This window comes from Geomonas propionica (genome assembly GCF_016458235.1).
Lineage (GTDB): Bacteria > Desulfobacterota > Desulfuromonadia > Geobacterales > Geobacteraceae > Geomonas > Geomonas propionica.
Window position 1 is genome coordinate 39,408 of record NZ_JAEMHK010000011.1, and the last position, 25,372, is coordinate 64,779.

A 25,372-nucleotide genomic window follows, 5' to 3' on the forward strand; every position below is an offset into this window, starting at 1 on the left:
GGGATGAAGAAGAAACAGGCATTACCCAGGCTCGGGTTCCTCGGGACCGGCTGGATCGGCCGGCACCGGATGGAGGCGATCGTCAAGAGCGGGGAGGCCGAGGTGGCCGCTATCGCGGACCTCTGCCCTGAGAGCGCCCGGGAGGCGGGGACGCTCGCGCCCGGGGCGCTGGTCGTGGAGTCCCTGGAGGAACTGCTCGAACTGGATTTGGACGGAGTGGTGATCGCGACCCCGAGCGCGGGGCACTGCTACCACGCGCTGCGCGCCCTGGACCGCGGCCTGGCCGTGTTCTGCCAGAAGCCCTTGGGGAGAAACGCGGAAGAGGCGCAGCTCGTGGTGGCCGCGGCGCGGGCGGTGAACCGGCTTTTGGGCGTTGATTTCTCCTACCGCTACACCGACGCCATCCAGAAGATGCATCAACTGGTGAGTTCGGGCGAGCTGGGCCAGGTTTACGCGGCCGATCTCGTCTTTCACAACGCCTACGGCCCCGACAAGGACTGGTTCTACGACCCGGAACTCTCCGGGGGGGGCTGCCTCATGGACCTCGGCAGCCACCTGGTGGATCTCGCCCTCTGGTTCTTCGGCTACCCCGAAGTGCGCAGCGTCTCCAGTTCCATCTTCTCCGGCGGTGAGCGGCTCAAGGTCGGCTCCAGGAAAGTCGAAGACTACGCGGTGGTTTCCATGGTGCTGGAGGATGGGCACGCGGTGCGGGTGGCCTGCTCCTGGAACGTCTCTGCGGGACGGGACGCCGTCATCGAGTCGAGCTTCTACGGGACCCACGGCGGCGTGAGCTTCAAGAACGTGCAAGGCTCCTTCTACGACTTCGTGGCCGAGCGCTTCCGCGGTACCTCCACAGAGACCATCGCCGCGCCCCCGGACGAGTGGGGGGGGCGGTGCGCCGTGGCTTGGGCGCGTCAATTGAGATTAGGAGGCAACGGCTTCGATCCTCAGGCGGAGCAACTGGTCCGGGTGGCCGAGGTGCTCGACGCCGCCTATGGAAGATGATTCAAGGTAAACCGGTAAGCAGATACAGCGATAATTAGATAAGACGATAAGCCGCGCCGGGCGGCGCTTCAGGAACCCCTCGGGCCGGTAAGGACGAGGGGGCGGAGGTGTCGCTCGGCCGAAGCGTCCTCTCCGTCTCATGAGGTGGCGGGGTCTTAGTGGTTAATATTTCAGTTGTTTTTACCATCACCCTGTAGTCCGGGATTTTTTATTCATGAATAATTTGATTCCCAGCATAGGAGCAGACAACCAAGCGCTTCCGAGCGCGCCCGGACTGATCCTCATGGCCGCCGATCCCATCGGGGGGGTCTGGAACTACGTCCTGGAATTGAGCCGCGGCCTGGCCCCCCATGGGGTAAACGTCGCGCTTGCCACCATGGGACGCCCACTTTCCCCGGGGCAGCGCCGGGAGGTGGCCGACGAGGGGAATGTCACGCTGTTCGAGAGCAAGTACCGCCTCGAGTGGATGGACAACCCCTGGGGCGATGTGGAAAAAAGCGGGGAGTGGCTGCTGTCCCTGGAGGCGGAGCTCAAGCCCGACTTGGTGCACCTGAACGGCTACGCCCACGCCGCGCTCCCCTGGCGCAGCCCGTGCCTCGTGGTCGCCCACTCCTGCGTCCTTTCCTGGTGGGAGGCGGTGCGCGGGGAGCAAGTGCCGCAGCGGCTCGACGACTACCGGACCCGGGTCTCCCGTGGGCTGGCCGCGGCGGACCTGGTGGCCGCACCTTCCTCGGCGATGCTCGATTGCATCAGGAGGCTTTACCTGCCGCTCCCCGACGCCCAGGTGGTCTACAACGCCCGCGGTCGCACCAGGTTCCGCCCCGGCAGGAAGGAGGACTTCATCCTTTCCGTGGGGCGGGTCTGGGATGAGGCGAAGAACATCGGGGCCCTGGTGCGTAACGCGTACGATCTTCCTTGGCCGGTGTACGTGGCGGGGGAGATCAACCAACCAGGCGGTGGAGCGGCCAACGTCGACGGCGTGAATCGGTTGGGATTCCTGGCGCCGGAATCGCTGGCCCCCTGGTATGCCGCCGCCGCCATCTACGTCCTCCCGGCGCGCTACGAACCCTTCGGCCTCACCGTCCTCGAGGCGGCCCAATCCGGCTGCGCGCTGGTGCTCGGCGACATCCCCAGCCTGCGCGAACTCTGGGACGGGGCGGCGCTGTTCGTCGATCCGGATTCCGCGATGGACCTGCAAAAGCAGCTGCGCGCTCTCTGCGCCGACCGCAACCGCCAGGCGAGCCTCAGGGAAAAGGCGCTGGAGCGAAGCCGCAGCTTCACCGCCGGCAGGATGACCGACGGCTACCTGGCGCTGTACCACCGGCTGCGTCGAGGGAAATCAATGACGGAGGAAGTCTGAGCCATGCGCATCGTGATGTTTTACCAATCACTCCTTTCCGACTGGAACCACGGCAACGCCCATTTCCTGCGGGGCATCGTCACCGAACTGGGGCAGCTCGGACACGAGGTGACGGTCTACGAGCCGGAAAACGGCTGGAGCTACAGCAACATGCTGCGCGACAGCGGCGAGGCGGTGCTGCACGGTTTCCAGCGGGCCTACCCCGGGCTTGCTGGCGCCACCTACCGGCTCGAGGAACTGGACCTCGACCGCATCCTTGCCGGCGCTGACTTGGTTGTCGTGCACGAGTGGAGCGACCACGAGCTTGTCCGGCGCCTGGGGGAGCACCGTAAAGGCGGCGGCAGGTACCGCCTGCTGTTCCACGACACCCACCATCGGAGCGTCACCGACGAGCCCGCCATGGCCGCCTACGACCTCTCCGGCTTCGACGGAGTGCTGGCCTACGGCGCGCGGATCCGGGATATCTACCTTGACCGGGGGTGGGCGAAGCGGGTCTGGCTATGGCACGAGGCGGCGGACGTGCGGGTATTCCGGCCCCTGCAGTCGCCGGACAAGGTGGGCGACGTGGTCTGGATCGGCAACTGGGGCGACGACGAACGCAGCCAGGAGATCCGGGAGTTCTTCATCGAGCCGGTGCGGAGGCTGCACCTGAAAGGGGTGGTCTACGGCGTGCGCTACCCGAAACAGGCGCTGCAACTTCTGGCCGAGGCGGGAATCGGCTACGGCGGCTGGCTTCCCAACTTCGAGGTGCCGCGCGTGTTCAGCCGGTTCCGGCTCACGGTCCACATTCCGCGCCGTCCCTATGTGGAGGCCCTCCCCGGCATTCCAACCATCCGCCCCTTCGAGGCGCTCGCCTGCGGCATCCCGCTGGTCTCCGCCCCCTGGGTCGACAGCGACCGGCTTTTCACCGGCGGAGTAGACCTCCTCTACGCCAGGGACGGCCGGGAGATGGAGCGGCAGATGCGGAGCCTGCTGCAGGATCCGGACTTGGCAAGGAGCCTGTCCGAGCATGGCCGGGAGACCATCCTGGCCCGGCACACCTGCCGGCACCGCGTGGAAGAACTGCTGTCCATCTGCCGCGAACTGGGCATCGCGTGAATCCAAAAAGCGGTTACGCAAAGGGCACAAAGAATCCGCTGAGGACGGAAAGAATGCTTGGGATACAATAAAAGCTTTTCTTCGCGTACTTTGCGCCTGCTTCGTGTGCTTTGCGTAACAGCTTTGCTTTTAACTTCTTCTACATGAAAGGAACCACCATGGCCGCCCCTCTAAACATCTCCTTCTTCGCCTCGAGCCTGGTCTCCGCCTACTGGAACGGCGCTGCCACCTACTACCGCGGCATGGTACGGGCGCTTTCCCGCCTCGGACACCGCATCACCTTCTACGAACCCGACGCCTACGAGCGGCAGGCGCACCGGGACATCGAGGACCCGGACTGGGCCACCGTGGTGGTTTACCCCGCCACCGAGCAGGGGGTGTTGCGCTCCCTGGAAGCGGCCAAGGGCTCCGACCTCGTCATCAAGGCAAGCGGGGTCGGGGTTTTCGACGAACTGCTGGAGCGCGAGGTGCTGCGCCTGAAACGGTCGGGGACCCAGGTGATCTTCTGGGATGTGGACGCACCGGCCACCTTGGAGCGGATCGGTAGTGACACCCAGGACCCGTTCCGCGCCCTGATCCCGCAGTACGACCTGGTGCTCACCTATGGCGGCGGCGACCCTATCGTGCGCGCCTACCGCGGCTTCGGCGCCCGCTGCTGCATCCCCATCTACAACGCGCTCGACCCCGACACCCATTACCCGGTCCCTCCCGATCCGCGGCTCAGGGCTGATCTTTCCTTCCTGGGCAACCGCCTGCCGGACCGCGAGCGCCGGGTCGAAGATTTCTTCCTGTCCGTGGCCGGCAAGCTGCCTAATCGGAGCTTCCTGCTGGCTGGCAGCGGCTGGGAGGGCAAGGAGCGCTCCGGCAACGTGCGCTACCTGGGGCACCTGGGCACCTGCGATCACAACGCGTTCAACTGCAGTGCCATGGCCGTTCTCAACGTGAGCCGCGACGGCATGGCGCGTAACGGCTTTTCCCCCGCCACCCGCGTCTTCGAGGCGGCCGGTGCCGGCGCCTGCATGATCACCGACCACTGGGAGGGGATCGAGCATTTCTTCGAGCCGGAGCGGGAGATCTGTGTGGCCCGAAACTGCGACCAGGTGGCGGAGATCCTGGAGCGGCTCACCCCGTCGATCGCGGCGGCCATGGGGACCCGGGCGTTGGCGCGGGTGCGGGCGCACCACACCTATGCGCACCGGGCCAGGCAGTTCCAGGAGATCTTCACCGCCAGGCCGTTACGCGGGGCGTACATCGGAGGGGCACCATGAAAATCGTCGTCTTCGGCCTGTCCATCACCTCGTCCTGGGGCAACGGCCACGCTACCACCTACCGCGGCCTCTTGCGGGAGATGGACCGGCGCGGTCACGAGATCCTGTTCCTGGAGCGGGACGCGCAGTGGTACGAAAACCATCGCGACCTCCCCGAACCACCTTTTTGCAACACCCAGATCTACAAGTCGCTGGACGAACTCTTCGCCGAGTACGGCCCCGAGATCTGCGACGCCGACTGCGTTATCGTCGGCTCCTATGTCTACCAAGGGATCGAGGTGGGCAAGTGGGTCAGTAAGCACGTCAAGGGAATCAAGGCTTTCTACGACATCGACACCCCGGTGACCCTGGCCTCCCTGGACCGGGGGGAGTGCCAGTACCTGAGCGAGGATCTCATCCCCTGCTACGACCTCTATCTCTCCTTCACCGGCGGCCCGACCCTGGACCACATCGAGCGCCACTACGGCTCGCGGGCGGCGCGTCCCCTGTACTGCTCGGTAGATCCCCAGGTGCACTACCCGATGCAGATCACCCCGCGCTGGGACCTGGGCTACCTGGGCACCTACAGCCGGGACCGTCAGCCGGGCCTGGATCAACTCCTCTGCCAGCCCGCGGCCTCCTGGGAAAAGGGACGCTTCGTGGTCGCCGGGGCGCAGTACCCATCGGACCTCAAGTGGTCCAAGAACACGCACCGCATCGAGCATCTGCCGCCGGAGTGCCACAGCGAGTTCTACAGCTCGCAGCGCTTCACCCTGAACCTGACCAGGAAGCAGATGCAGATCGCCGGCTACTCCCCGAGCGTGCGCCTGTTCGAGGCGGCGGCCTGCGCCGTTCCCATCGTCAGCGATCACTGGGCGGGACTGGAGCAGTTCTTCGTGCCGGGCAAGGAGATCCTGCTCGCCTCGGGGAGCCAGGAGATGCTACGCATCCTGCAGCGTTTCCCGGATGACGAGCGCCGCGCCATCGGAGAGCGCGCCCGCGCCCGGGTCTTGGAGTCCCACTCGGCCGCCTGCCGCGCCGAGGAGCTGGAGGATTATCTGACCGCGCTGTGAAAGAGAGGAAAGGGATGACCCACGCCAAACCTAGAACGCTGGAAGACGACATCAAGGAACTCTCCCCCTGGTTCCACAACCTGCACCTCCCGGACGGGACCGAGACGGCGCCGGACCATTTCCTGGGAGACTTCCCAAGTTTCAAGTGGCGCGAGATCTCGGGCAGCATCCCCGAGGACCTGACCGGGTGGAGCGCCCTCGACATCGGCTGCAACGCGGGTTTTTACTCCTTCGAACTGGCGCGCCGCGGCGCCCGCGTGCTCGGCATAGACTGCGACACCCATTACCTCGACCAGGCCAACTGGGCCGCTGTGCAGTACGGGCTGCAGGATCTGGTGGAGTTTCGCCAGATGCAGGTCTACGACCTGGCGCGGGTGAAGGGAAAGTTCGACCTGGTGCTGTTCATGGGGGTGTTCTACCACCTGCGCTATCCGCTGTTGGCGCTCGACATCGTGGCGCAGAAGACGGCGGGGATGATGCTGTTCCAGACCATCACCATGCCCGGCCGAAAGGTCGCGGGGCAGCACGACTTCTGGATCAACGAACGGGACGCCCTGCACGACGAGGGGTGGCCCAAGATGGCCTTCATCGAGGAGCGCTTCGCGGGGGACCCGACCAACTGGTGGATCGCCAACCACGCCGGGGTGGAGGCGATGCTCCGCTCGGCGGGGTTGAAGATCGCCGGTCACCCGGGAGACGAGATCTACCTCTGCCACCCGGACCCAGAGGATCCTTCCTGCATGACCACCTGGAACCGCGCCGAATATCTCTCCGCCACCGACGCCGGTGAATGAGCCGGCGTCACCCCTGGATCAGTTGTTCCCTTATGCCAACAGCCGGTTTCCCCGCTGAAACAAGGTATACACAACCAATGTTCACTTTTTGTGTCTACGCTATAATGTTTATGATATAACGTGTAGCCCACAATGAGAGGAACAGGACAAGTGCCTCTTTACTCTCAAAGATATGATCGTATACTCAGTGAATACTGGCAGATGCCTGTGCAAGAAAACACGTCACAGTCTCTGCTCCTACACGAGGTGTGCATTGAGTCGTAGCGCAAAACGCGGCATAGAGCTCGAAGGGGCTCTCTGGTTTCACAAGGATGAGCAGAAGTTCCTGGGGCTGGACCGGATCGCGCTGCTACAGAAGATCGACGAACTCGGTTCCATCACCAAGGCGGCCAAGGCCGTCGGCATCAGCTACAAAAACGCCTGGGACCTGGTCAACATGATCAACAACCTCGCGGAAAAACCGCTGGTGGAGCGGGTGACCGGCGGCAGGGGAGGAGGAGGGACGACCCTCACCGCCTACGGCAAGGAAGTGGTCAAGCAGTACGGCGTGCTCCAGGAGGAGCATCGCAGATTTCTGGAGAACCTGGAGGGACGGTTGGGCGACAGCGCCAGCCTGTACCGGCTTTTGAGGAGGATATCCATGAAGGTAAGTGCTCGTAACGTTTTGTCCGGAACCATCACCAAGATAACCAAGGGTGCGGTGAACGCCGAGGTGACCATGGTGCTCACCGGCGGCGCGCCGCTGATAGCCGTGATCACCAACGGCGCCGTCGATAACCTTGCCCTCAAGGAAGGAAGTTCGGCCTACGCCATCATCAAGGCAAGCTCGGTCATGGTCGGCACCGATCTGCACGACGCCAAGATCAGCGCCCGCAACGTCATGTGCGGCACCGTGGCCAAGATCGTGGAAGGTCCGGTTTCCACCGAGGTCGACGTCGAGGTCGGCGGCGGCAACACCATCAGCGCCGTCATCACCCACGAAAGCGGGACCAACCTCGGCCTCAAGGTCGGCGCCCACGCCTGCACCCTGTTCAAGGCCTCCAGCGTCATCCTCGGGGTAAGCTGAAGCGAAGGGGGGCGGCCCGCCGTTCCCCTTTTTACGGCCACCCGCTGTAGCTGATACACCATAACGGTTGTTCCAATATCAGGAAAACATCAAAAGAAGGAGTTTGACCATGACCCGAATTTTCAGAATGTTGCCGCTGTTTGTTGCCCTGTTCCTGTTCAGTGCAGTAGCCTCGGTCTCCACCAGTTGGGCCGCCGAACAGAAGAACCTGATCCTCGCCACCACCACCTCCACCCAGGACTCCGGCCTTCTGGACGTGCTGATCCCGATCTTCGAAAAGCAGACCGGCTACTTCGTGAAGACCATCTCGGTCGGCTCCGGCCAGGCCATGAAGATGGGTGAGAAGGGTGAGGCCGACGTGCTGCTGGTGCACTCGCCGGACGCCGAGAAGAAGTTCATGGCTGACGGCTTCGGCGTCAACCGCAAACTGGTCATGCACAACGACTTCATCGTGCTGGGACCGGCCAACGACACGGCCAAGATCCGCGGCACCAAGACCGCCGCCGATGCGCTGAAGGCGATCGCCAAGGCCAACGCGCTCTGGCTCTCCCGCGGGGACAACTCCGGCACCCACGCGAAGGAGAAGGGGCTCTTCAAGGCCGCCGGCATCAACCCCGAAGGTCAGAAGTGGTTCCAGCAGACCGGCCTGGGCATGGGCGAGACCCTGAACGTCGCCGCCGAGAAGAAGGGGTACCTCTTGGCTGACCGCGGCACCTACCTGGCGCTCAACAAGAAGGCGCACCTGGGCCTCGAGATCATGGTCCAGGGAGAGCCGAAGCTCCTCAACATCTACCACGTCATCGAGGTGAACCCGGCCAAGTGGCCCAAGGTGAACAACGCCGGTGCCAAGGCCTTCGCCGACTTCATGGTCTCCAAGAAGACCCAGGAGATCATCTCCACCTTCGGTAAGAAGGAGTTCGGCTCCCCGCTCTTCTTCCCGGATGCCGGCAAGAAGCCGGAGTCCCTGGGGCTGTAAATGGACGTGATTCTCGAAGGTTTCAGCAAGGCGTTCCAGCTCCTCGCGTCGCTTGATCGCGAGGTGCTGGGCATCGCCTTGCTGTCGCTCAAGGTCTCCGGGCTCGCCACGCTCTTCTCGCTGGTAATTGGCCTGTCGGTGGGGACGCTGGTGGCGCTCACCAGCTTCCCCGGCAAGAAGATCCTGGTGAGCGTAGTCAATACGGGGATGGGGCTGCCGCCGGTGGTGGTGGGCCTCTTCGTGTCCATCATGCTCTGGAGAAACGGCCCGCTGGGGTACCTGGAGCTCCTCTACACGCCGACCGCCATCGTTATCGCCCAGACCGTGATCGCGACCCCCATCGTCATGGGGGTCACCATCGGCGCCATGCAGAACCTCCCGGCCAACTTGAGGCTGCAGATCCTCGCCCTGGGCGCCACCCGGGTGCAGATGGTCTGGATGCTGATCAAGGAGGCGCGGCTGCCGCTCATGGCCGGCGTCATGGCCGGTTTCGGCGGGGTGATCTCCGAGGTGGGCGCCTCCATCATGGTCGGCGGCAACGTGAGGGGCTACACGCGCGTGCTCACGACGGCCACCGTGATGGAGACCGGGCGGGGCAACTTCGACATGGCCATTGCCCTGTCGGTGATACTTCTGCTATTCTGCTTCGCCGTCAACTACATCCTCACCTACATCCAGCAGCGGGAAAGGCCCAGATGACGCAGCAACAACACCTGCTCGACCTGAAAGAGCTGAGGGTTGATCGAGGCGGCGTGACCGTACTCGACATACCCTCTTTTTCTTTATGCCAAAACGAGTTCATCTCGCTGATCGGCCCCAACGGCGCCGGCAAGTCGACCCTGCTATTGTCGCTTTTGGGGCTCATGAAGCATGAGACTGGCACGGTTACCTACCGGGGCGCGGCTGTCGCATCCCCCGCCCAGTGGCTCGACCTGCGCCGCCGCACCGCCATGGTGCTGCAGGACCCGCTTCTTTTCGACAGCACCGTCTTCGACAATGTGGCGAGCGGGCTAAAGCTCAGGGGGGTGGGGCGCACCGAGATCAAGAGCCGGGTCGCCACCTACCTGGAGCGCTTCAACCTTGCCCACATGGCGCAGCGCTCGGCGCGCAAGCTCTCAGGCGGCGAGGCCCGGCGCGTGAGCCTCGCGCGCGCCTTCGCGGTGGATCCTGAGGTGATCTTTTTCGACGAACCGTTTGCAAACCTCGACCCGCCCACCCGGCAGGCGCTCACCGAGGACATGGACCGCATCATCCGGGACCGCGGCATCGCCGCCATCCTGGTCACCCACGACCAGTCCGAGGCGCTCAGGATGTCGCAGCGCATCGTGGTGATGAACGCCGGCCGGATCGTGCAGCAGGGGACCCCGGCCGCGGTGATGAACCACCCGGTGAACGAGTTCGTCGCCAACTTCGTGGGGATGGAGACTATCCTCGAGGGGGAGGTTGCCAACAACCGCCACCAGCAACTCACCGTGCGCGTTGCCGGAGGGGAAATCGACACGGTGGGGGACGACGCGCCCGGGACGCAGGTGTACTGCTGCATCCGCCCCGAGAACGTCACCGTCACCGTCGGGCATCCCGAGAACAAAAGTAGCGCCAGGAACCACTTCGAAGGGCGCATCGTCGAGATCGCCGCCATGGGGCCATTCCTCAAGCTGCGGCTCGACTGTGGTTTCCCGCTCACCGCCTACGTCACCCGCGAGTCCTTCACCGAACTTGCCCTGTATGAAGGCAAGGAGATCCACGCCTCCTTCAAGGCCACCTCCGTCCACCTTCTCCCTAGGCGCGCCGTGTAAATAGCGCTTTGCAAAACATCGCTTGTGCCTTATATTCCTATCTGTTTTGCCAACAGGAGAACAAAGGAGGATGGAGCATGAAAAAAGCTGTTAACCTGATCGGCGCCCTCTCGGCCGTCGTGATGCTGTCCGCCCCCGCTTATGCCGACAGCGACACCATGAGGTGCAAAGGTGGCATCGTATCGGTCGGCGACTCCGCGGGAGAGGTCCTCGCCAAGTGCGGCCAACCCGCCACGACCAGTCAGAGTTCCAAGAAAGTGGTGCAGAAGGATCAGCCGTACGGGGCGACCAGGAGCATCACCAACATCATCGTTGACAACTGGATCTTCAACTTCGGCCCCAGCGAGTTCCAGTACCAGTTGGAGCTGCAGGACGGCCGCGTCTCCCGCATCCAGAGCCTCGATTACGGCTACTAAGGTTCCTGACTAGCGACCTGGGAATATGTTGCCCCACAAAGCGTTGCACGTGACCTAACGTGCCCCCCTTTGCGAAGGGGGGACAGGGGGGACAGGGGGGATTTGCCTCTCCCTACCCGGAAGCAATTGGTGACTTCCACCGGCGTTCCAGTCGCTCACCCCTCAATGATTAAGCAGAGTTGGAGTTTTAATGGATTGGATCAGCATTTTGGGCATCGCCCTGGCCTTGGCCATGGATGCCTTCGCCGTCGCCCTGGCTACCGGCGCGGTATTGAACCCGGTGACCGGGCGGCACCTGTTCCGCCTCGGTTTTCATTTCGGCCTGTTCCAGGCTCTCATGCCCATAGCGGGGTGGCTCCTCGGCCTCACAGTCCAGAAATGGATCACCGCTTACGACCATTGGATCGCCTTCGGCCTCTTGGCCTACGTCGGCGGGAGAATGATCGTCGAGGCGTTCGAGGAAGACGACGACACCTCCCAGTCCGACCCGACCAAGGGACTTACTATGGTCATGCTCTCGGTGGCCACCAGCATCGACGCTTTCGCGGTCGGGCTGTCGCTGGCCATGCTCGGGGTGAGCGTGTGGATACCTTCGGTGGTTATTGGCCTCGTCGCCGGCGTGCTGACCGTCATCGGGATGCTCCTGGGGCGTCGGCTCGGGGACAACTGGGGCAAGCGCGTCGAGGTCTGCGGCGGTGTGGTGCTCTGTCTGATCGGTCTCAAGATCCTGCTGGAGCATACGCTCTTGAAGTGAGTCCATTCGGAAAGCTATCCCTTCCGGCACTCTTCTCTCTCAAAAAATGTTCATGTCTTATTACGCATTATGATATAAAACTTGTACTGTCATAAAAGCTCTGTATATGTTTCCCAAACATAGTAGCCGCTCGTCTGATCCCGATGTAAAAGCCTGTCTGTAACAGAGGGTCGAGTGACAAACAGTTTAAACCCCACCGAAGAGCTCTGTCGCTTCATCATCGACACGATCCCCCAAATCGTCTGGACCGCCACGCCCGATGGCGCCCAGGACTTCGCCAACCTACGCTGGTACGAGTTCAATGGCCTGATCCCCGGCGAGCCCGACCCGGAGCCGTGGCGCAGCATCATCCATCCCGATGACGTTGAAATCACCGCCCAGAAATGGAAACACTCCCTGGCGACGGGCGAGCCCTACAGCTGCCTGCACCGCAACCGGCGCTTCGACGGGCAGTACCGCTGGGTCCTGTCTCGCGCCGTGGCGCAGAAGGACGCAGAAGGGCGTACCGTGCGCTGGATCGGCAGCGGTACCGACATCACGGAGCAGAAGGTCGCCGAGGCCGAGCTGATCAAGTACCGGGACCACCTGGAGGACCTGGTCCGGGAGCGGACCGAGGAACTGGTGGCGGCCAAGGAGCGGGCCGAGGTGGCGACGCGCGCCGTCCTGGAGGCGAACGACCTGCTGGAAATGCGGGTCGAGGCCCGCACGGCGGAACTGAGAAAGACGGAGAAGGAACTGCGCCAGGCGCAGAAAATGGAGGCGATCGGCACGCTCGCCGCCGGTATCGCCCACGACTTCAACAACATCCTCACTTCCATCCTGGGCTTCACCGACATGGTGCTGCACAAGGTCCCCGAGGGGGGCGTGGGGCGGTCCGAAATGCAGCAGGTTTTCATTTCGGCACAGCGGGCGGCGGACCTGGTGCGGCAGATCCTCAGTTTCAGCAGGCATTCCGAGCAGGAAAGAAAGCCGGTGCACTTGGCTGGCGTCATCGAAGAAGCCTTCCGCCTGCTGCGCTCCTCCCTGCCCACCTCGATTGCCATGGTCCAGGAGATCGACGTTCCCTCCGACGCGGACAAGGTGCTTGCCGATCCTACCCAGTTGCACCAGGTGCTGATGAACCTCGGCACCAACGCGGCCCACGCCATGCTTCCCGAAGGGGGAACCCTGACCGTCTCCCTGCGTACCGTTCCAGCCGCGTCCCCCCAACTCGCTCCTTATCCCTTCCTCGATCGCGTGGATCACCTGCAACTGTGCGTGCGCGACACCGGCCGCGGCATGGAAAGCCGCATATTGGAGCGGATCTTCGATCCCTATTTCACCACCAAGCCGGCGGGTGAGGGGACCGGCCTCGGCCTGGCCGTGGTGCAGGGGATCGTGAAGAACCACGGCGGCGTCATCGCGGTGCACAGCGAACCTGGAGCGGGGACCTGTTTCGAGGTGTTACTGCCGGCGGTGTCCCTGGAGATCCAGCGCGAAGAGGAACTTCCGGAGCAGCTGCTGCTGGGAAGCGAGCGGATCCTGTTCGTGGACGACGAGGAGTCCCTCACCGTGCTGGGGCAGGGGATCCTGGAGAACCTGGGCTACAGCGTGGTTACATCCAGCAACAGCGTGCGCGCCCTGGATCTTTTTCGCGTCGATCCCTCCCGTTTCGACCTGGTGATCACCGACCTCACCATGCCCGGGTTGTCGGGGAAGGCGTTGGCCAAGGAGATCACGACCTTGCGCCCCGACATCCCCATCATCCTCTGCACCGGGTTCAAAGAGACCGTCGACGAAAGGGATGCCGAGTACGGAATTCGTGCCTGCCTGATGAAGCCGTACACGTCGAGGACCCTGGGGCGGACCATCCGTCAGGTGCTGGATCACCAACTCGCAGCCCAGTAGTTACAAGGAGGTCAGGCATGTGGAACTACGTAACCCAGGCCCTCACCGCGCTGGTGAGCTTCGCTTTCATGGTGCTGTTCATGACCGCCGCGGTCAAACGGGGCGTTTCCGTGCAGTTCTCCATGCTGGTGCTCTCGCTGGTGCTTACTGTGAGCTTTGCCGCCTGGTCGGCGGGGGAGTGGGGGATGTGGCCGGTGTGGAAATCCGCCGTGCCGCTGCTCGTAGCGGCCGGCGCCTGCAGCGTGCTTGGCAACTGGGCCATGTTCCTCGCCACCTCGTCGAGCGCCAACGCGGGGTACGCGCTGGCCATCATCGGCTGCCAGTCCGCCCTGGTGCTGCTGCTCTCCTGGTGGTTCCTGGGGGGAGAGATGCACTGGCTGCGGCTGGTCGGCATCGCCACCTGCATCCTGGGCGTCGTGATCATCAGTTGGCCGGTCGCCCCGGCGGTCAAGGGGTAATTGGGGCGGTTCAGGCGATGCGGGGGGAGGTCTGGGGCCAGGCCGTGGTGATGTGCAGCCCGGTGCGGCGTTCGTGGCAGATGACGGTCAGGGTGGCAGAAGTGATCGCTTCGATGATTAGCATCTCGCCGTGCAGTACCGCCAGGCGGGTCCCCTCCTGCAGGCAGTAGTCGCGGGTGTCCGAAGAACGGGTGAGCCAGATCGTCCCGGCGATCAGCGACAGCGATTCGATGGCGTCATCCGTTTTCAGGGCGACGATTTCTCCTTGGGCCAACAGGTAGCGCACAAAAACCTCCTCTCAGGCTTCTCTCTTCTCTCAAAACATTCAACAGGGCATTCCGGCGTCACCCCAACAGCTGTTCACGAAGCGTAGCGGAAGTGCAAGAGCAAATCCCCCCTGTCCCCCCTTTCGCAAAGGGGGGAACCTCAGGTCACGTGTACCTCTCGTGGTCACATACCTCGGAATTCTCAGATGAACTTCTCAAAAACGGGCCTCCTCTCAGACTTCACGTCCACCAACCCACGATCACTCCAACTGCTGTTCACGAAGCGCAGCACGTTACCTCGCGTCCTCCCCTTTGCGAAGGGGAGACAGAGGGGATTTGCAGTTGGAAGTGGAGCCTCTCTTAAAACCGGGTCCGGTAGGCGAGGGGGGTGACGCCGATGTCCCGGATGAAGGTGCGCCGCATCTGCTCGGCGCTGGTAAAGCCGCTGTCGCGGGCGACCCGTTCCAGTGGCAGGGTAGTTTCCTCCAAAAAGGCTACCGAGCGCTCCAGCCGGAGTTGGTCCAGGTACCTGGCCGGCGTCTTTCCTGTCTCGCGCAGGAACACCCGGGCGAAGTTGCGCGGGCTCATCGCGGCCCGCTGCGCCAGGTCCTCCACCGTCGCCTTGCTGCACGGGTTCTCCCTGAGCCAGGCCAGCAGCGGCGCGAGCTGTCCCCCCTCGACCATCTGGGCCCGTAGCTGGGTGCTGAACTGGGCTTGGCCGCCGGGACGCTTCAAGAACATCACCAGGCGCCGCGCCACCGCAAGTGCCGTCTTCCTCCCGAAATCCTCCTCCACCAGGGCGAGCGCCAGGTCCATCCCCGCGGTAACCCCCGCCGACGTCGCCACCGACCCGTCGCGCGTGTAGATGGCGTCGTTCTCCACCAGCACCTCCGGGTAGTCGCACCGCAGCCGCTCCAGGTCCATCCAGTGGGTGGTCGCCCGCTTCCCGTTTAACAGTCCCGCCTCGGCCAGAATCAGCGATCCCGTGCAGACCGAGACCAGGCGCCGCGCCCGCGGCCCCTCCGTTGCCAGCCAGGAGAGGAAGCTCTGGTCCCGCATGGCCTGTCCCAGCGCGTCGTCGGGGCTTCCCGGGACCAGGATGGTGTCCGCCTTTACGGGCAGGTCCTGCCAGGCGTGGTCCGCCACGATGCGCACTCCCGGGCAGGTGGTGAAAGGGCCTGCCTTTTCGGCCAGGATCACGACCCGGTAACCCGGGCGCTGCGGCTCGGATTCGCCCAGGCAGCGGTTCAGCATGTTGAAGACCTCGATGGGCCCGGTTACGTCCAGCAGCTCGGCGCCTTCGTAGCCTGCTACCGCGATGGTGATGGGCGCGTCCATGGTACCTCCCGTTTCAGTCGTTGCTAGCCTGCCGGAATCATTGCACAACACCCGCTCACGTTCAAGGACAACGAACCTGCAGATCCTGCCATTTTGGCAGATTCAATCCTGCCAAGACCGAAGAGTGATATCGGAATGTGATTGCAAGTTGTTCCTCGCCCAGGTACCTTACGCCATGAACAAAAGCCACCGCCAGACTCTAGAAGCCATCTTCACACATCCTGTACCTACCGGTATGGAATGGCGACGGATTGAGGCATTGTTCATAGCATTGGGCGCACAAACCATAGAGGGCAGTGGTTCCCGCGTGCGCTTCTTTCTCAACGGTGTCGTTGCCACTTTTCACCGGCCTCACCCCGCGAAGGAGGCGAAGGCGTACCCGGTGAGAGACGCGAGAACTTTTCTGGAAAATGCAGGAGTAAAGCCATGAGCACTATGACTTACAAGGGATATGCAGCGAGGATCGAGTACAGCGATGAAGATGCCTGCTTTATTGGCCGGATCGCCGGTATCAAGGATGTGATCGGTTTTCATGCGGAATCGGTCAAGGCGCTGCGCACCGCCTTCGAGGAGGCCGTTGATGACTATCTTGCCACCTGCGAAAAACTGGCGCGCGCGCCCCAAAAGCCTTACTCCGGCAAGGTCATGCTGCGGCTTCCTCCCGAGGTGCATGCTCGCGCCGCAATGATGGCGGAGGCGCACGGCATGAGCCTCAACCAGTGGGCCGCCGAAGTCTTGTCCAAAGTCTCCTGAAACCGATCCCCTGCTGTAAAAACAAAGCCCCGTCCGGACGGACGGGGCTTTGTTGATCTATAGGCAATTTCGACTATCCCTTCATCGCTCCCACCAGCAGCTCGTAATCCTCAAGGAGCGCCTGCAGGTCCTCCTCGTGTTCGACCTCCTGCTGCAGGATGGTGAGCACCATGTTATAGGTGACCGGGTCCTTCTCGCGGGTCAGATCCAAAAGCCTCTTGTACACCCCGATGGCGCACTGCTCGCCCTTGATGTTCTGCTCCAGGATGGTCTTCACGAAGGGATCGTCCGGCGCGTCGTAGCCGCAGTTGCTGAGCTTGTACCACTCCTCGGGCTTGGTGACCGGGGTGCCGCCCAGCTGGATGATGCGCAGCGCCACCAGGTCGGCATGGGCCAACTCCTCGGTGGCATGTACCAAAAGTTCCGCACCCACCGCGTCTTTCATCGGTCCCTTCACCAGCTTCGCTCCCAACCAATACTGGTAGTAGGCGAACCACTCGTCGCAGAAGGCGCGGTTTAGCAGTGTCAGGAGTTCCTCGACGTCCATGCCGACTATTTCACGTCCCTTAGATCCCATCTCTATGTCTCCTTTGGCAATCGTAGTGTCATTGGGAATAACGCAGACTCAAAGGAGTATACTGGCGCTTCGCGTTTGCGCAATCAGTGTCCCAGTGTTCGGAAAGGGTGATCAAACTGTTGACCCTGCTTCTGTGTTGGCGTATAGCTCATGAGTGACGCTCGGCGTCGACCAGAGACCGGACCTCCGCTGTCCGGCAACCACGTCTGTCAGCAAGGAAGGCAAAGTGAAGAAGAAGATCGCAGGACTGTCCCCGCTGCCGCAGGAAATCCCCGCTCTCTATCGTATAGATAACCCGATCCGCCAGGACTATTACCTGGTCGGCGGCGAACTGCGCCGCTGGGACGGCCCCATGCAGGAGGTGCTCTCGCCGGTGCAGGTGCTTCACGGGAGCGAGCCGAAGGCGCAGCGGATAGGGGAGGCGCCCGCCCTCTCCGTGGAGGCGTCCCTTGAGGCGCTGGACGTCTCTGTAGAGGCCTACGACAACGGTCGGGGTGCCTGGCCCACCATGTCGGTCGGCGAGCGCATCAAGTGCGTGAACTGCTTCAGCAGCGCCGTTCGGGCAGAGCGCGCCGAGGTGGTCAAACTCCTCATGTGGGAGATAGGCAAGTCGCTCAAGGAGGCCGAGGCCGAATTCGACCGTGCGCTCGACTACCTGAAGGACACCGTGGAGGCGCTCAAGGAACTGGACCGGGTCTCCTCCCGTTTCGTGATCCAGCAGGGGATCATCGGCCAGATCCGCCGCGCGCCCCTGGGTGTCGTGCTCTGCATGGGACCCTACAACTTCCCACTGTACGAAACCTTCACCACGCTGATCCCGGCACTGGTCATGGGCAACACCATCATCCTCAAGCCGCCGCGCTTCGGCATCCTCCTGTTCGCGCCTCTTTTGGAGGCCTTCCGCGACTGCTTCCCGGCCGGCGTGGTCAACACGGTCTACGGTGACGGCGAGGTAGTGCTTCCCCCCCTGATGGCCACCGGCCGCATCGACGTCTTGGGCTTCATCGGCACCAGCCGCGTGGCGGACGCCCTGCGTGCGAGCCATCCCCGTCCGCACCGGCTGCGCTGCGTGCTCGGGCTGGACGCCAAGAACCCCGCCATCATTCTCCCCGATGCAGACCTCGACCTTGCGGTGGAGGAGTGCGTCTCCGGCGCCCTCGGCTTCAACGGCCAGCGCTGCACCGCTCTCAAGATCATCTTCGTGCACCGCGACATCGCCGAGCCGTTTCTGGACGGGATGGCGCGGGGGATCGCGGGGCTCAAGTGCGGGGTTCCCTGGCAGGAAGGGGTGGCCATCACCGCGCTCCCCGAGCCGGAGAAGCCGGAGTACCTGGAGGGGCTCCGGCGCGACGCCGAGTCCTTTGGCGCCCGCGTGGTGAATCCCGGCGGCGGGACTAAGAGCGGCTCCTTCTTCTACCCGGCGCTTCTCTACCCGGTCACCGACCAGATGCGGCTCTACCACGAGGAGCAGTTCGGCCCAGTGGTCCCGGTGGTGGTCTACGACGACCTGAAAGAAACGATCGACTACGTGGTGCGCTCCAACTACGGCCAGCAGGCGAGCATCTTCGGCAGGAACGAGGAGCAGTTGTCGCAGTTGATCGACGCCCTGGTGAACCAGGTCTGCCGCATCAACATCAACAGCAAGTGCCAGAGAAGCCCGGACAGTTTCCCCTTCAACGGCCGCAAGAACTCCGCCGAGGGGACCCAGTCCGTCGCCGACGCCCTGCGTGTCTTCTCGATCCGGATCGTGGTGGCGGCGCGGGAGACCGACGCCAACCGCGACATCATCACCGGCATCGTGAAGGAAAGAAAGTCTCACTTCCTCTCCACCGACTATATCCTCTGATCATTGGTCAGTTTCTCGGCAAGAGGGCTGGGGCTGGGGAGTTTTTCAGGTAGGGAACGAGTTCTTCCGGCGGCAGGGGGCGGCTGAAGTAATACCCCTGCACGATGTCGCAGTTCTGCTCTTGCAGGAAGCGGCACTGGGCCTCGGTTTCCACCCCTTCGGCCACCACTTCCTTGCCCAGCGTGTGGGCGAGCGCGATGGTGGCCGCCGCGATTTCGGCGTCGTCGGTGTCGGTGTCGATGTCCTTCACGAAGGAGCGGTCGATTTTCAGGCGGTGCACCGGAAAGAGCTTTAGGTAACTGAGCGAAGAGTAGCCGGTGCCGAAGTCGTCGATGGCCAGTTCCACCCCCATCTCCCGGAATCCCTGCAGGTGCAGGATCGCCTCGGCGGGGTTGTCCATCGCGGAACTCTCGGTAATCTCCAGTTCCAAAAGGTTCGAAGCAATCCCGGTCTCCCGCAGTATCTCCAGCAGCAGGGCAGGGAGGTTGTTCTGCCTGAACTGCCGCGGCGAGAGGTTGACCGATACCCTGAGCGGCGGCAGACCGGCGGCGAGCCAGGAGGCGAGCTGGCGACAGGCACTTTTCAGCGCCAGCTCACCTATGGCGACGATCATCCCCGTTTCCTCCGCCAACGGAATGAAGCGGTCCGGAGCGACCAGCCCGTGGACCGGGTGCTGCCAGCGCAAAAGCGCCTCCACGCCCACCACCCGACCGCTGCTCATCTCGATTTGCGGCTGGTAATGCAGCAGGAATTCCCCCCGCTCGATCGCCACCCTCAGGTCCCCCTCCAGCACCAGCCTTGCCTGCACCGTCTGGTTCATCTCCTGGGTGAAGAACTGGTAGTTGTTGCGCCCGCCGGCTTTGGCGTGGTACATGGCGAGGTCGGCGTTTTTCATAAGCTCCTGAACCGTTTCGCCGTCCTCGGGGAATATGCTGACGCCGATACTCGGCGTAACGCTCAATTCGTGTCCCTCGACGTAGTAGCTCTGGGACAGGGCATGCTGGATCTTGCCGATGGTGTGTGCCGCTGAGACGTTGGAGCGGATCAGGGGGAGCCCCACCACGAACTCGTCGCCGCCCAACCGGGCCACGATGTCCGCGCTGCGGATCGTTTCCAGGAGGCGCCCCGCTACCTGGAAGAGCAGTTGGTCGCCCACGTGGTGCCCCAAGGAATCGTTGATGTTCTTGAAACGGTCGAGATCGATGAAGATCAGTGCCAGCCTGCTGCCGCACCGTTTGGCGAGTTCCAGGGAGTGGCCCAACCGGGCCATGAGGCTGAAGCGGTTGGGGAGCTTGGTGACCGGGTCGTAGTGCGCGAGATACTCGATTTTCTGGGTATGCTGTTCCCTTTCCTGCAGGCGACGTGACGTCTCTTCGAGGAGGGCCCGTTCCACCTCCAGCCTGTGGTCGTCCCGTACCATGTTGCCCAGGGCGAAGGATATGTCGGCGCCCATCTGGCGCAGGAGTTCCACCTGGGGGCGGTCGAAGTAGTTCCTTTTGTCCGCGTACAGGGTGAGAGCCCCGATGACCCGTCCCTCCTGCTGCAGGGCGATGCTTGCCGAGGCGCGGATACCGTATTCCCTGCCGCGCTCGTGCCAAGTGGCGGTGTTGTCGGCGTTGAGAAAGTCGTTACAGATGTAGAAACTCCCGTTCTTGATGGCGCTGGCGGTCGGGCCGCTGCCGGTTGGTTCCCGGTCCAGGGTGATGGTGACGCCGTTGAGGTAGGCAGTGGTTCCGCGCGCCGCCGCCACCTGCACCACCGTCCCCGTTTGGTCGAGGAGCCCCACCCAGGCCAGCTTGAAGCAGCCGTGGTCAACGGCGATGCGGCAGAAGTCGTGGAACAGCGATTGCCGGTCCTTGATGTGCACCACCGCCTTGCTGGTCTCGGAGAGCACCGAGTGCAGCCGGTTCAGCCGCCGCACGCACTCCTCGGCGCTTTCCCGCTCGGCTATCTCCTGTCTCAGTTCGCTGATGGTGTTGCGCAGTTCCGCCGTCCGCTTTGCCACCCGCGATTCCAGTTCTTCGTTCAGCCTTCTCAGGGCGTCCTGGGTCTTCGATATTTCCTGGTTTTTGTCTACTGCGAGTTCGTAGGTCGCCAGCAGAAGATCGATGATCTGTGGTTTGGAAGCGGCGATCGCGTAGCGGTTGCCGTAGTAGTTGCAGCTGACGGTGCCGTCGTTCTGGGCGATGCAGCCTCCCTGGTCCCGCCGCAGGGCGGCGGCCACCCGCGACAGCAGGATGCCGTTGTGATAAGGCTTCGAGATGAAGTAGTTGGCCCCGGCTTCCAGGCTGCGCAGCACGTGGGTGGGGTCGTTGAGGTGAGTGAGCAGGATGATCGGGAGCTGGCTCGCTTCCTTCAGGTCCCTGATCCGGCGGCAGAGCTCGAAGCCGTCCATCCCGGGCATGACGACGTCGCTGATGACCAGGTCCGGTTCCGTTACGCCAATTCCGGCCAGCGCCTCGCCTGCGTCCCGGCATACCAGCACGCGGTACCCCTCCGCCCGGAGCAGGTGTTCCAGTCGCTTCACCTGGGTGGGGCTGTCGTCCACCAACAAAATGGTGCACCCCTGCGCCGTGCGTTGCCGTTCCGAATTCCGCGCTTGTACACTGGCGGTAGCCATCCTTTCCCCCATGCACGGTCCCCGCAGATTCATCCCGCTTCGACCACTACACTGCACTCCTTCATCCCTTATCGGGAGGAAGTCATCATGATTAAAACTTATTATTGATACCGTCTTATTTTTGGGTGGCAAGGTGTAAATTTGGCACTTCCAATTTTCTTAGCAGCCAGCCGCTGCGGCCGGACGTACCATGGTATCCGTTTTATTACAGTGGATCGGCGCTTCGCCGATGCAACCTTTTTGTCGCGTGAAGTGGTGTTCGAAAACTGGCGATAACGCTTGCCGAGGAGGGGGTACAGCGTCGTCCGAAGCCGTTGGACGAGGGCGCCATGAAGCGCTGGGCCGGCAGTTGGGGAGACATCATGGCCGAGGTGGGAGACCGGGGCGGTACACGGAGGCTTAGGCATCTGAGCAGGAATGGGTGACAGTAATTCTACATCAATGCGCTGTGTGTTAACTGGTCTCAATTGCATTGCTTACTTGACTTTTATGGTCAATTTTGATAAACCCCGTATCACCTACAATTGATTAAAGTAGAAAGCGCTAGACGCCGACCAGAAAGCTGGAGGCATAAGAAGTTTCCTTTGCCTTCTTTTTGCATCAGCGTCGAATTCCCCGGGGGGCGAGTGATTACCATCAACGGCCTGAACAAGCAGTACCATACGCCGCGCGGAACGTTCACCGCGTTGCGCGACGTCAACCTGCACATCGAGAAGGGGGACATCTTCGGTATTATCGGGCTGAGCGGGGCGGGGAAGTCCACCCTGATCCGTTGCCTGAACCGGCTCGAGGAGCCTGACAGCGGCAGCATCGTCATCGACGGCCGGGAGATCACCCGGCTGGTGACGCACGAGTTGCGCGAGGCGCGCAAGAAGATCGGAATGATCTTCCAGCACTTCAACCTGCTCGATTCGCGGACGGTGCAGGGGAACGTCGCTTTTCCCCTGGAGTTGGCCGGGTACTCGCACAAGGCGATTGCACAGCGGGTCGAGGAGATCCTGGACCTGGTCGGGCTTTCGGACAAGGCAGGCAGCTACCCCGCGCAGCTGTCCGGTGGGCAGAAACAGCGGGTCGGTATCGCGCGTGCCCTTGCCAACCACCCGGAGGTGCTCCTGAGTGACGAGGCCACCTCCGCGCTTGATCCGCAAACGACCAGCTCGATCCTGGAACTGCTGGCCGACATCAACCGCAAGCTTGGGCTGACCATCGTCCTGATCACCCACGAAATGAGCGTGATCAAGCAGATCTGCAGCAAGGTGGCAGTCCTGGACCGGGGCGAGATCGTCGAGTGTGGATCGATGCAGCAGGTCTTTTCCGCGCCATCCAGCGCGACCATGAAACTGTTTTTGGAGCACAGCGCGCTGCTGCAGGGCTACGGAGCAGGTATTTAAACGGGAGGAGATGACGATGCATGAAGACCTGATACCGATGCTCCTCACGGGCTTCGGAGAAACGCTGTACATGGTAGTGCTGTCCACCGTCGCCGCCATCGTGTTGGGACTCCCGCTCGGGGTGCTGGTCGTGATCACGTCGACCGGCCATGTCCTCGAGTCGCCGCGGCTGAATCGCATTCTGGGCGCCGTGATCAACATCACCCGCTCCTTTCCCTTTATCATCATGATCGTGTTGCTGTTGCCGCTGTCGCGCTTTCTGGTGGGGACTACGCTGGGAGCCACGGCCGCCAGCGTTCCGCTCTCGATCGCCGCGGCACCGTTTCTGGCACGCATCATCGAGAATAGTCTGAAAGAGGTCGACCGCGGCAAGGTGGAGGCGGCCCTTGCCATGGGGGCGACGCCGCTGCAGATCGTGCGCAAGGTGCTGATTCCCGAGGCGTTGTCGTCGCTGGTGCTCGGCGTTACCCTCGCGGTTATTACCATTACCGGGTTCACGGCGACCGCCGGGGCGATCGGGGCAGGGGGGCTGGGGAGCCTCGCCATCCGTTACGGCTACATGCGCTACCGCGAGGACGTCATGTTCGCGACCGTCCTCATTCTCGTCATTTTCGTCCAGGGGGTGCAGTGGGGTGGCGACCGACTGGCGCGACGGATCAATAGAAACCAACATAGGCTCGGCTAAGGGCCTGATTACCAACGGAGGGACACAAAGATGAAAAGCAGATTTACCGGCAGGTTGAGCGTCGCCCTGGTCGCACTGGCACTGGTTGCAGCGGCCGCGGCGGGTTGCAAGAAAAAGGAAGGTGATGCCGGTAAGGGCGCCGAGAACACGGCCCCGGTGGCTGGGAAGACCTTGAAGGTCGGCGCGGCTGTGGTGCCGCACGCCGACATCCTCAAGTTCGTGGTGCCGAAACTGAAGGAGCAGGGAGTGAATCTTGAGGTGGTGACCTTCGACGACGAGGTGCAGCTCAACCCGGCCCTCTCCGAGAAACAGATCGATGCCAACTACTTCCAGCACGTTCCCTACCTCGAGGCCGTGGTGAAGGAGAAGAACTACCAGTTCAACGTGGCCGGCAGCATCCACGTGGAGCCGATCGGCCTCTACTCTAAGAAGATCAAGTCTGTGGCCGAACTGAAAAACGGCGCCCAGATCGCTGTCCCGAACAATCCCTCCAACGAGTACCGTGCCCTGGCGCTCCTGGAGAAGCAGGGGCTCATCAAGCTCAAACCAGGCATCTCCAACTTCCAGGCGACGCCGCAGGACATCGTGGAGAACCCGAAGAAGATCAAGTTCGTCGAGGTCGAGGCGGCCCAGCTCACCAGGACCCTCCCGGATGTGGACGGCGCGGTGATCAACACGAACTTCATACTGGACGCCAAGATCGATCCGCAGAGCGCCATCGCGCGCGAGGACGCCAAGTCTCATTATGCCAACATCGTCGTTGTGCGGAAGGGCGAGGAGAATCGGGACGACATCAAGAAACTGTTGGCGGCGCTGCAGTCCCCCGAACTCAAGCAGTTTCTCAAGGAAAAGTACGGTGCAGCGATCATCCCCGCGTTCTAGGCCCGGCAGAGCGCGCCGCGACCCCGGCGGGCCGTGAGAAAACTACTGCATCTGGAAGCCAAGATTAGCGATTCCCAGACCGAGGCTTCTACCTTGGCCTTTTTCCTCGCTGTACTCGGCTGCGCAGTACGAGCAGGGGCTGAAAACGAAAAATGCTCCGAACTTCTCTGCAACATCTGCAAGAGGTTCGGAGCATTTTTGTCGTAAAACTTGGTGGGCGAGACGGGATTCGAACCCGTGACCCCTGGCTTCGGAGGCCAGTACTCTATCCAGCTGAGCTACCCGCCCGGGAAAGAACTCATTACTACACTATTTTGAGAATCAACTCAAGATTAAACTTTAAAAAAAGCGGCTTCTGATCCCGACTCTCACTTCGCGATGGAACCATACACAGGTACGGTGATCTCCTTCCTCTGGGGGTGACTGGTCGTGATATGCAGGTACCCGCTCAGTATTTTTGCATCCGGCTTGGCCTGCACCGAGATCTCGATTGTGCCGCTCTCTCCCGGCTTTAATTCCGCTTTCCTGATGGTGGGCCTGATCTGCAAAGAGGAGGATGTGGCGCTCACGTTCAGCAGCTTTACGGTCACGTTACTGTTGTTGGTGACGCTTACCTTGGCCTGGGTAGCGGTGCTGCTGCTCACGGCGCCGAGGCTCACCTGCCGCGGCGTTACCTGCAACTGATCGAGCACGGTCCCCTCGATGGTGAAGGTGTAGACCGGGGTCTTGCCGGCGTTGCTATTCAGCGTCACGGTCTTTTGTACCTTGCCGGAGAACGAGCCGGAGTCGAATGTTACTTCTATCTCGGCGCTCTTGCCGGGGGGGATGATCGAGGTGGATGGCTTGGCGGCGGTGCAGCCACAAGAAGCCTCAAGCTTCTTGATCTGAAGCGGGGCATCGCCGTTATTCCTGATGGTGAAGGTATGCTGGACCTTCTTTCCCTGGGCAACGGTGCCGAAGTTGAAAGTACCCCGGTCTACGGAGAGTTCCGGTGCCGCCAGGGCTATGGCGGCGCTGCACAGGGTGACGAGCAGGAGCAGAATGCATACAGGCGGAAGGTGTCTCATGGTGTTCCTCTTGAATT

Annotated in this window: 25 protein-coding genes and 1 tRNA gene; 20 read left to right on the forward strand and 6 right to left on the reverse strand. The window is 62.5% G+C overall.

Features of this window, described 5'->3' with window-relative positions; genetic code table 11:
* The first annotated feature begins 3 nt into the window (after nt 1-3).
* The 14 genes from JFN90_RS14615 (at nt 4) to JFN90_RS14680 (ending at nt 13,930) form a co-directional block, all read left to right on the forward strand.
* Nucleotides 4-1,005: a Gfo/Idh/MocA family protein gene (locus JFN90_RS14615; protein ID WP_199395862.1), complete on the forward strand. Its 1,002-nt coding sequence runs from the start codon at nt 4-6 to the stop codon at nt 1,003-1,005.
* 214 nt (nt 1,006-1,219) lie between these two features.
* A complete protein-coding gene (locus JFN90_RS14620) occupies nt 1,220-2,365 on the forward strand; it encodes a glycosyltransferase family 4 protein (RefSeq protein ID WP_199395863.1) in 1,146 nt (381 codons plus the stop codon).
* Between the two features lie 3 nt (nt 2,366-2,368).
* On the forward strand, nt 2,369-3,463 hold the full coding sequence (locus JFN90_RS14625) for a CgeB family protein (RefSeq protein WP_199395864.1): 1,095 nt from the start codon (nt 2,369-2,371) through the stop codon (nt 3,461-3,463).
* 158 nt (nt 3,464-3,621) lie between these two features.
* Nucleotides 3,622-4,731 carry a CgeB family protein gene (locus tag JFN90_RS14630; protein WP_199395865.1) on the forward strand — a complete coding sequence of 370 codons (1,110 nt, stop codon included), beginning with the start codon at nt 3,622-3,624 and terminating at the stop codon, nt 4,729-4,731.
* Nucleotides 4,728-5,783, forward strand: coding sequence for a CgeB family protein (locus tag JFN90_RS14635; RefSeq protein ID WP_199395866.1), 1,056 nt, complete (start codon nt 4,728-4,730; stop codon nt 5,781-5,783). Before JFN90_RS14630 ends, JFN90_RS14635 begins: the two co-directional genes overlap by 4 nt.
* Before the next feature lie 14 nt (nt 5,784-5,797).
* Nucleotides 5,798-6,577 carry a TIGR04290 family methyltransferase gene (locus JFN90_RS14640; protein ID WP_199395867.1) on the forward strand — a complete coding sequence of 260 codons (780 nt, stop codon included), beginning with the start codon at nt 5,798-5,800 and terminating at the stop codon, nt 6,575-6,577.
* A 253-nt stretch (nt 6,578-6,830) separates the two neighbouring features.
* Nucleotides 6,831-7,643, forward strand: a complete 813-nt coding sequence (locus JFN90_RS14645; protein ID WP_199395868.1) for a TOBE domain-containing protein — start codon at nt 6,831-6,833, stop codon at nt 7,641-7,643.
* Between the two features lie 109 nt (nt 7,644-7,752).
* Nucleotides 7,753-8,619, forward strand: coding sequence for a substrate-binding domain-containing protein (locus tag JFN90_RS14650; protein ID WP_199395869.1), 867 nt, complete (start codon nt 7,753-7,755; stop codon nt 8,617-8,619).
* On the forward strand, nt 8,620-9,318 hold the full coding sequence (locus tag JFN90_RS14655) for an ABC transporter permease (protein ID WP_199395870.1): 699 nt from the start codon (nt 8,620-8,622) through the stop codon (nt 9,316-9,318).
* Nucleotides 9,315-10,415, forward strand: coding sequence for an ABC transporter ATP-binding protein (locus JFN90_RS14660; protein ID WP_199395871.1), 1,101 nt, complete (start codon nt 9,315-9,317; stop codon nt 10,413-10,415). Before JFN90_RS14655 ends, JFN90_RS14660 begins: the two co-directional genes overlap by 4 nt.
* A gap of 77 nt (nt 10,416-10,492) precedes the next feature.
* Nucleotides 10,493-10,831: a DUF2845 domain-containing protein gene (locus JFN90_RS14665; protein ID WP_199395872.1), complete on the forward strand. Its 339-nt coding sequence runs from the start codon at nt 10,493-10,495 to the stop codon at nt 10,829-10,831.
* 190 nt (nt 10,832-11,021) lie between these two features.
* The gene (locus JFN90_RS14670) at nt 11,022-11,585 is read left to right on the forward strand and encodes a manganese efflux pump MntP (protein ID WP_199395873.1); all 564 of its coding nucleotides are present in this window, start codon (nt 11,022-11,024) and stop codon (nt 11,583-11,585) included.
* 174 nt (nt 11,586-11,759) lie between these two features.
* Nucleotides 11,760-13,472: a PAS domain-containing hybrid sensor histidine kinase/response regulator gene (locus JFN90_RS14675; RefSeq protein ID WP_199395874.1), complete on the forward strand. Its 1,713-nt coding sequence runs from the start codon at nt 11,760-11,762 to the stop codon at nt 13,470-13,472.
* Nucleotides 13,473-13,489: 17 nt separating this feature from the next.
* Entirely contained in the window at nt 13,490-13,930 is a 441-nt protein-coding gene (locus JFN90_RS14680; RefSeq protein WP_199395875.1) for an EamA family transporter, read from the forward strand.
* 10 nt (nt 13,931-13,940) lie between these two features.
* Here JFN90_RS14680 and JFN90_RS14685 read toward each other — a convergent pair whose 3' ends face one another.
* Nucleotides 13,941-14,216, reverse strand: coding sequence for a DUF2917 domain-containing protein (locus JFN90_RS14685; RefSeq protein ID WP_199395876.1), 276 nt, complete (start codon nt 14,214-14,216; stop codon nt 13,941-13,943).
* A 340-nt stretch (nt 14,217-14,556) separates the two neighbouring features.
* On the reverse strand, nt 14,557-15,534 hold the full coding sequence (locus tag JFN90_RS14690; RefSeq protein WP_199395877.1) for a GlxA family transcriptional regulator: 978 nt from the start codon (nt 15,532-15,534) through the stop codon (nt 14,557-14,559).
* A gap of 235 nt (nt 15,535-15,769) precedes the next feature.
* On the opposite strand from JFN90_RS14690, the gene JFN90_RS14695 reads away from it, so the two are divergent.
* Nucleotides 15,770-15,964, forward strand: coding sequence for a type II toxin-antitoxin system HicA family toxin (locus JFN90_RS14695; RefSeq protein WP_236019021.1), 195 nt, complete (start codon nt 15,770-15,772; stop codon nt 15,962-15,964).
* Nucleotides 15,961-16,287, forward strand: a complete 327-nt coding sequence (locus JFN90_RS14700; protein ID WP_199395879.1) for a type II toxin-antitoxin system HicB family antitoxin — start codon at nt 15,961-15,963, stop codon at nt 16,285-16,287. Before JFN90_RS14695 ends, JFN90_RS14700 begins: the two co-directional genes overlap by 4 nt.
* A 73-nt stretch (nt 16,288-16,360) precedes the next feature.
* On the opposite strand, the gene JFN90_RS14705 is transcribed toward JFN90_RS14700, so the two are convergent.
* Nucleotides 16,361-16,864: a ferritin-like domain-containing protein gene (locus JFN90_RS14705; protein WP_199395880.1), complete on the reverse strand. Its 504-nt coding sequence runs from the start codon at nt 16,862-16,864 to the stop codon at nt 16,361-16,363.
* A 226-nt stretch (nt 16,865-17,090) separates the two neighbouring features.
* Here JFN90_RS14705 and JFN90_RS14710 point away from each other — a divergent pair, with 226 nt between their 5' ends.
* Entirely contained in the window at nt 17,091-18,710 is a 1,620-nt protein-coding gene (locus JFN90_RS14710) for an NADP-dependent glyceraldehyde-3-phosphate dehydrogenase (protein WP_199395881.1), read from the forward strand.
* Between the two features lie 7 nt (nt 18,711-18,717).
* Here JFN90_RS14710 and JFN90_RS14715 read toward each other — a convergent pair whose 3' ends face one another.
* Nucleotides 18,718-21,330 (reverse strand): GGDEF/EAL domain-containing response regulator, encoded by a 2,613-nt coding sequence (locus JFN90_RS14715; RefSeq protein ID WP_199395882.1) that lies wholly within the window; start codon nt 21,328-21,330, stop codon nt 18,718-18,720.
* 626 nt (nt 21,331-21,956) lie between these two features.
* On the opposite strand from JFN90_RS14715, the gene JFN90_RS14720 reads away from it, so the two are divergent.
* Genes JFN90_RS14720 through JFN90_RS14730 form a run of 3 tightly spaced genes read left to right on the forward strand, consistent with a single transcriptional unit; the run spans nt 21,957 to nt 24,288 of the window.
* The gene (locus JFN90_RS14720; RefSeq protein ID WP_199395883.1) at nt 21,957-22,721 is read left to right on the forward strand and encodes a methionine ABC transporter ATP-binding protein; all 765 of its coding nucleotides are present in this window, start codon (nt 21,957-21,959) and stop codon (nt 22,719-22,721) included.
* Nucleotides 22,722-22,737: 16 nt separating this feature from the next.
* On the forward strand, nt 22,738-23,406 hold the full coding sequence (locus JFN90_RS14725) for a methionine ABC transporter permease (RefSeq protein WP_199395884.1): 669 nt from the start codon (nt 22,738-22,740) through the stop codon (nt 23,404-23,406).
* Nucleotides 23,407-23,436: 30 nt separating this feature from the next.
* Nucleotides 23,437-24,288, forward strand: a complete 852-nt coding sequence (locus JFN90_RS14730) for a MetQ/NlpA family ABC transporter substrate-binding protein (RefSeq protein WP_199395885.1) — start codon at nt 23,437-23,439, stop codon at nt 24,286-24,288.
* Between the two features lie 211 nt (nt 24,289-24,499).
* On the opposite strand, the gene JFN90_RS14735 is transcribed toward JFN90_RS14730, so the two are convergent.
* Nucleotides 24,500-24,576: transfer RNA gene (locus tag JFN90_RS14735), tRNA-Arg, on the reverse strand.
* 80 nt (nt 24,577-24,656) lie between these two features.
* Nucleotides 24,657-25,355 (reverse strand): DUF1573 domain-containing protein, encoded by a 699-nt coding sequence (locus tag JFN90_RS14740; RefSeq protein WP_199395886.1) that lies wholly within the window; start codon nt 25,353-25,355, stop codon nt 24,657-24,659.
* Nucleotides 25,356-25,372 lie beyond the last annotated feature (17 nt).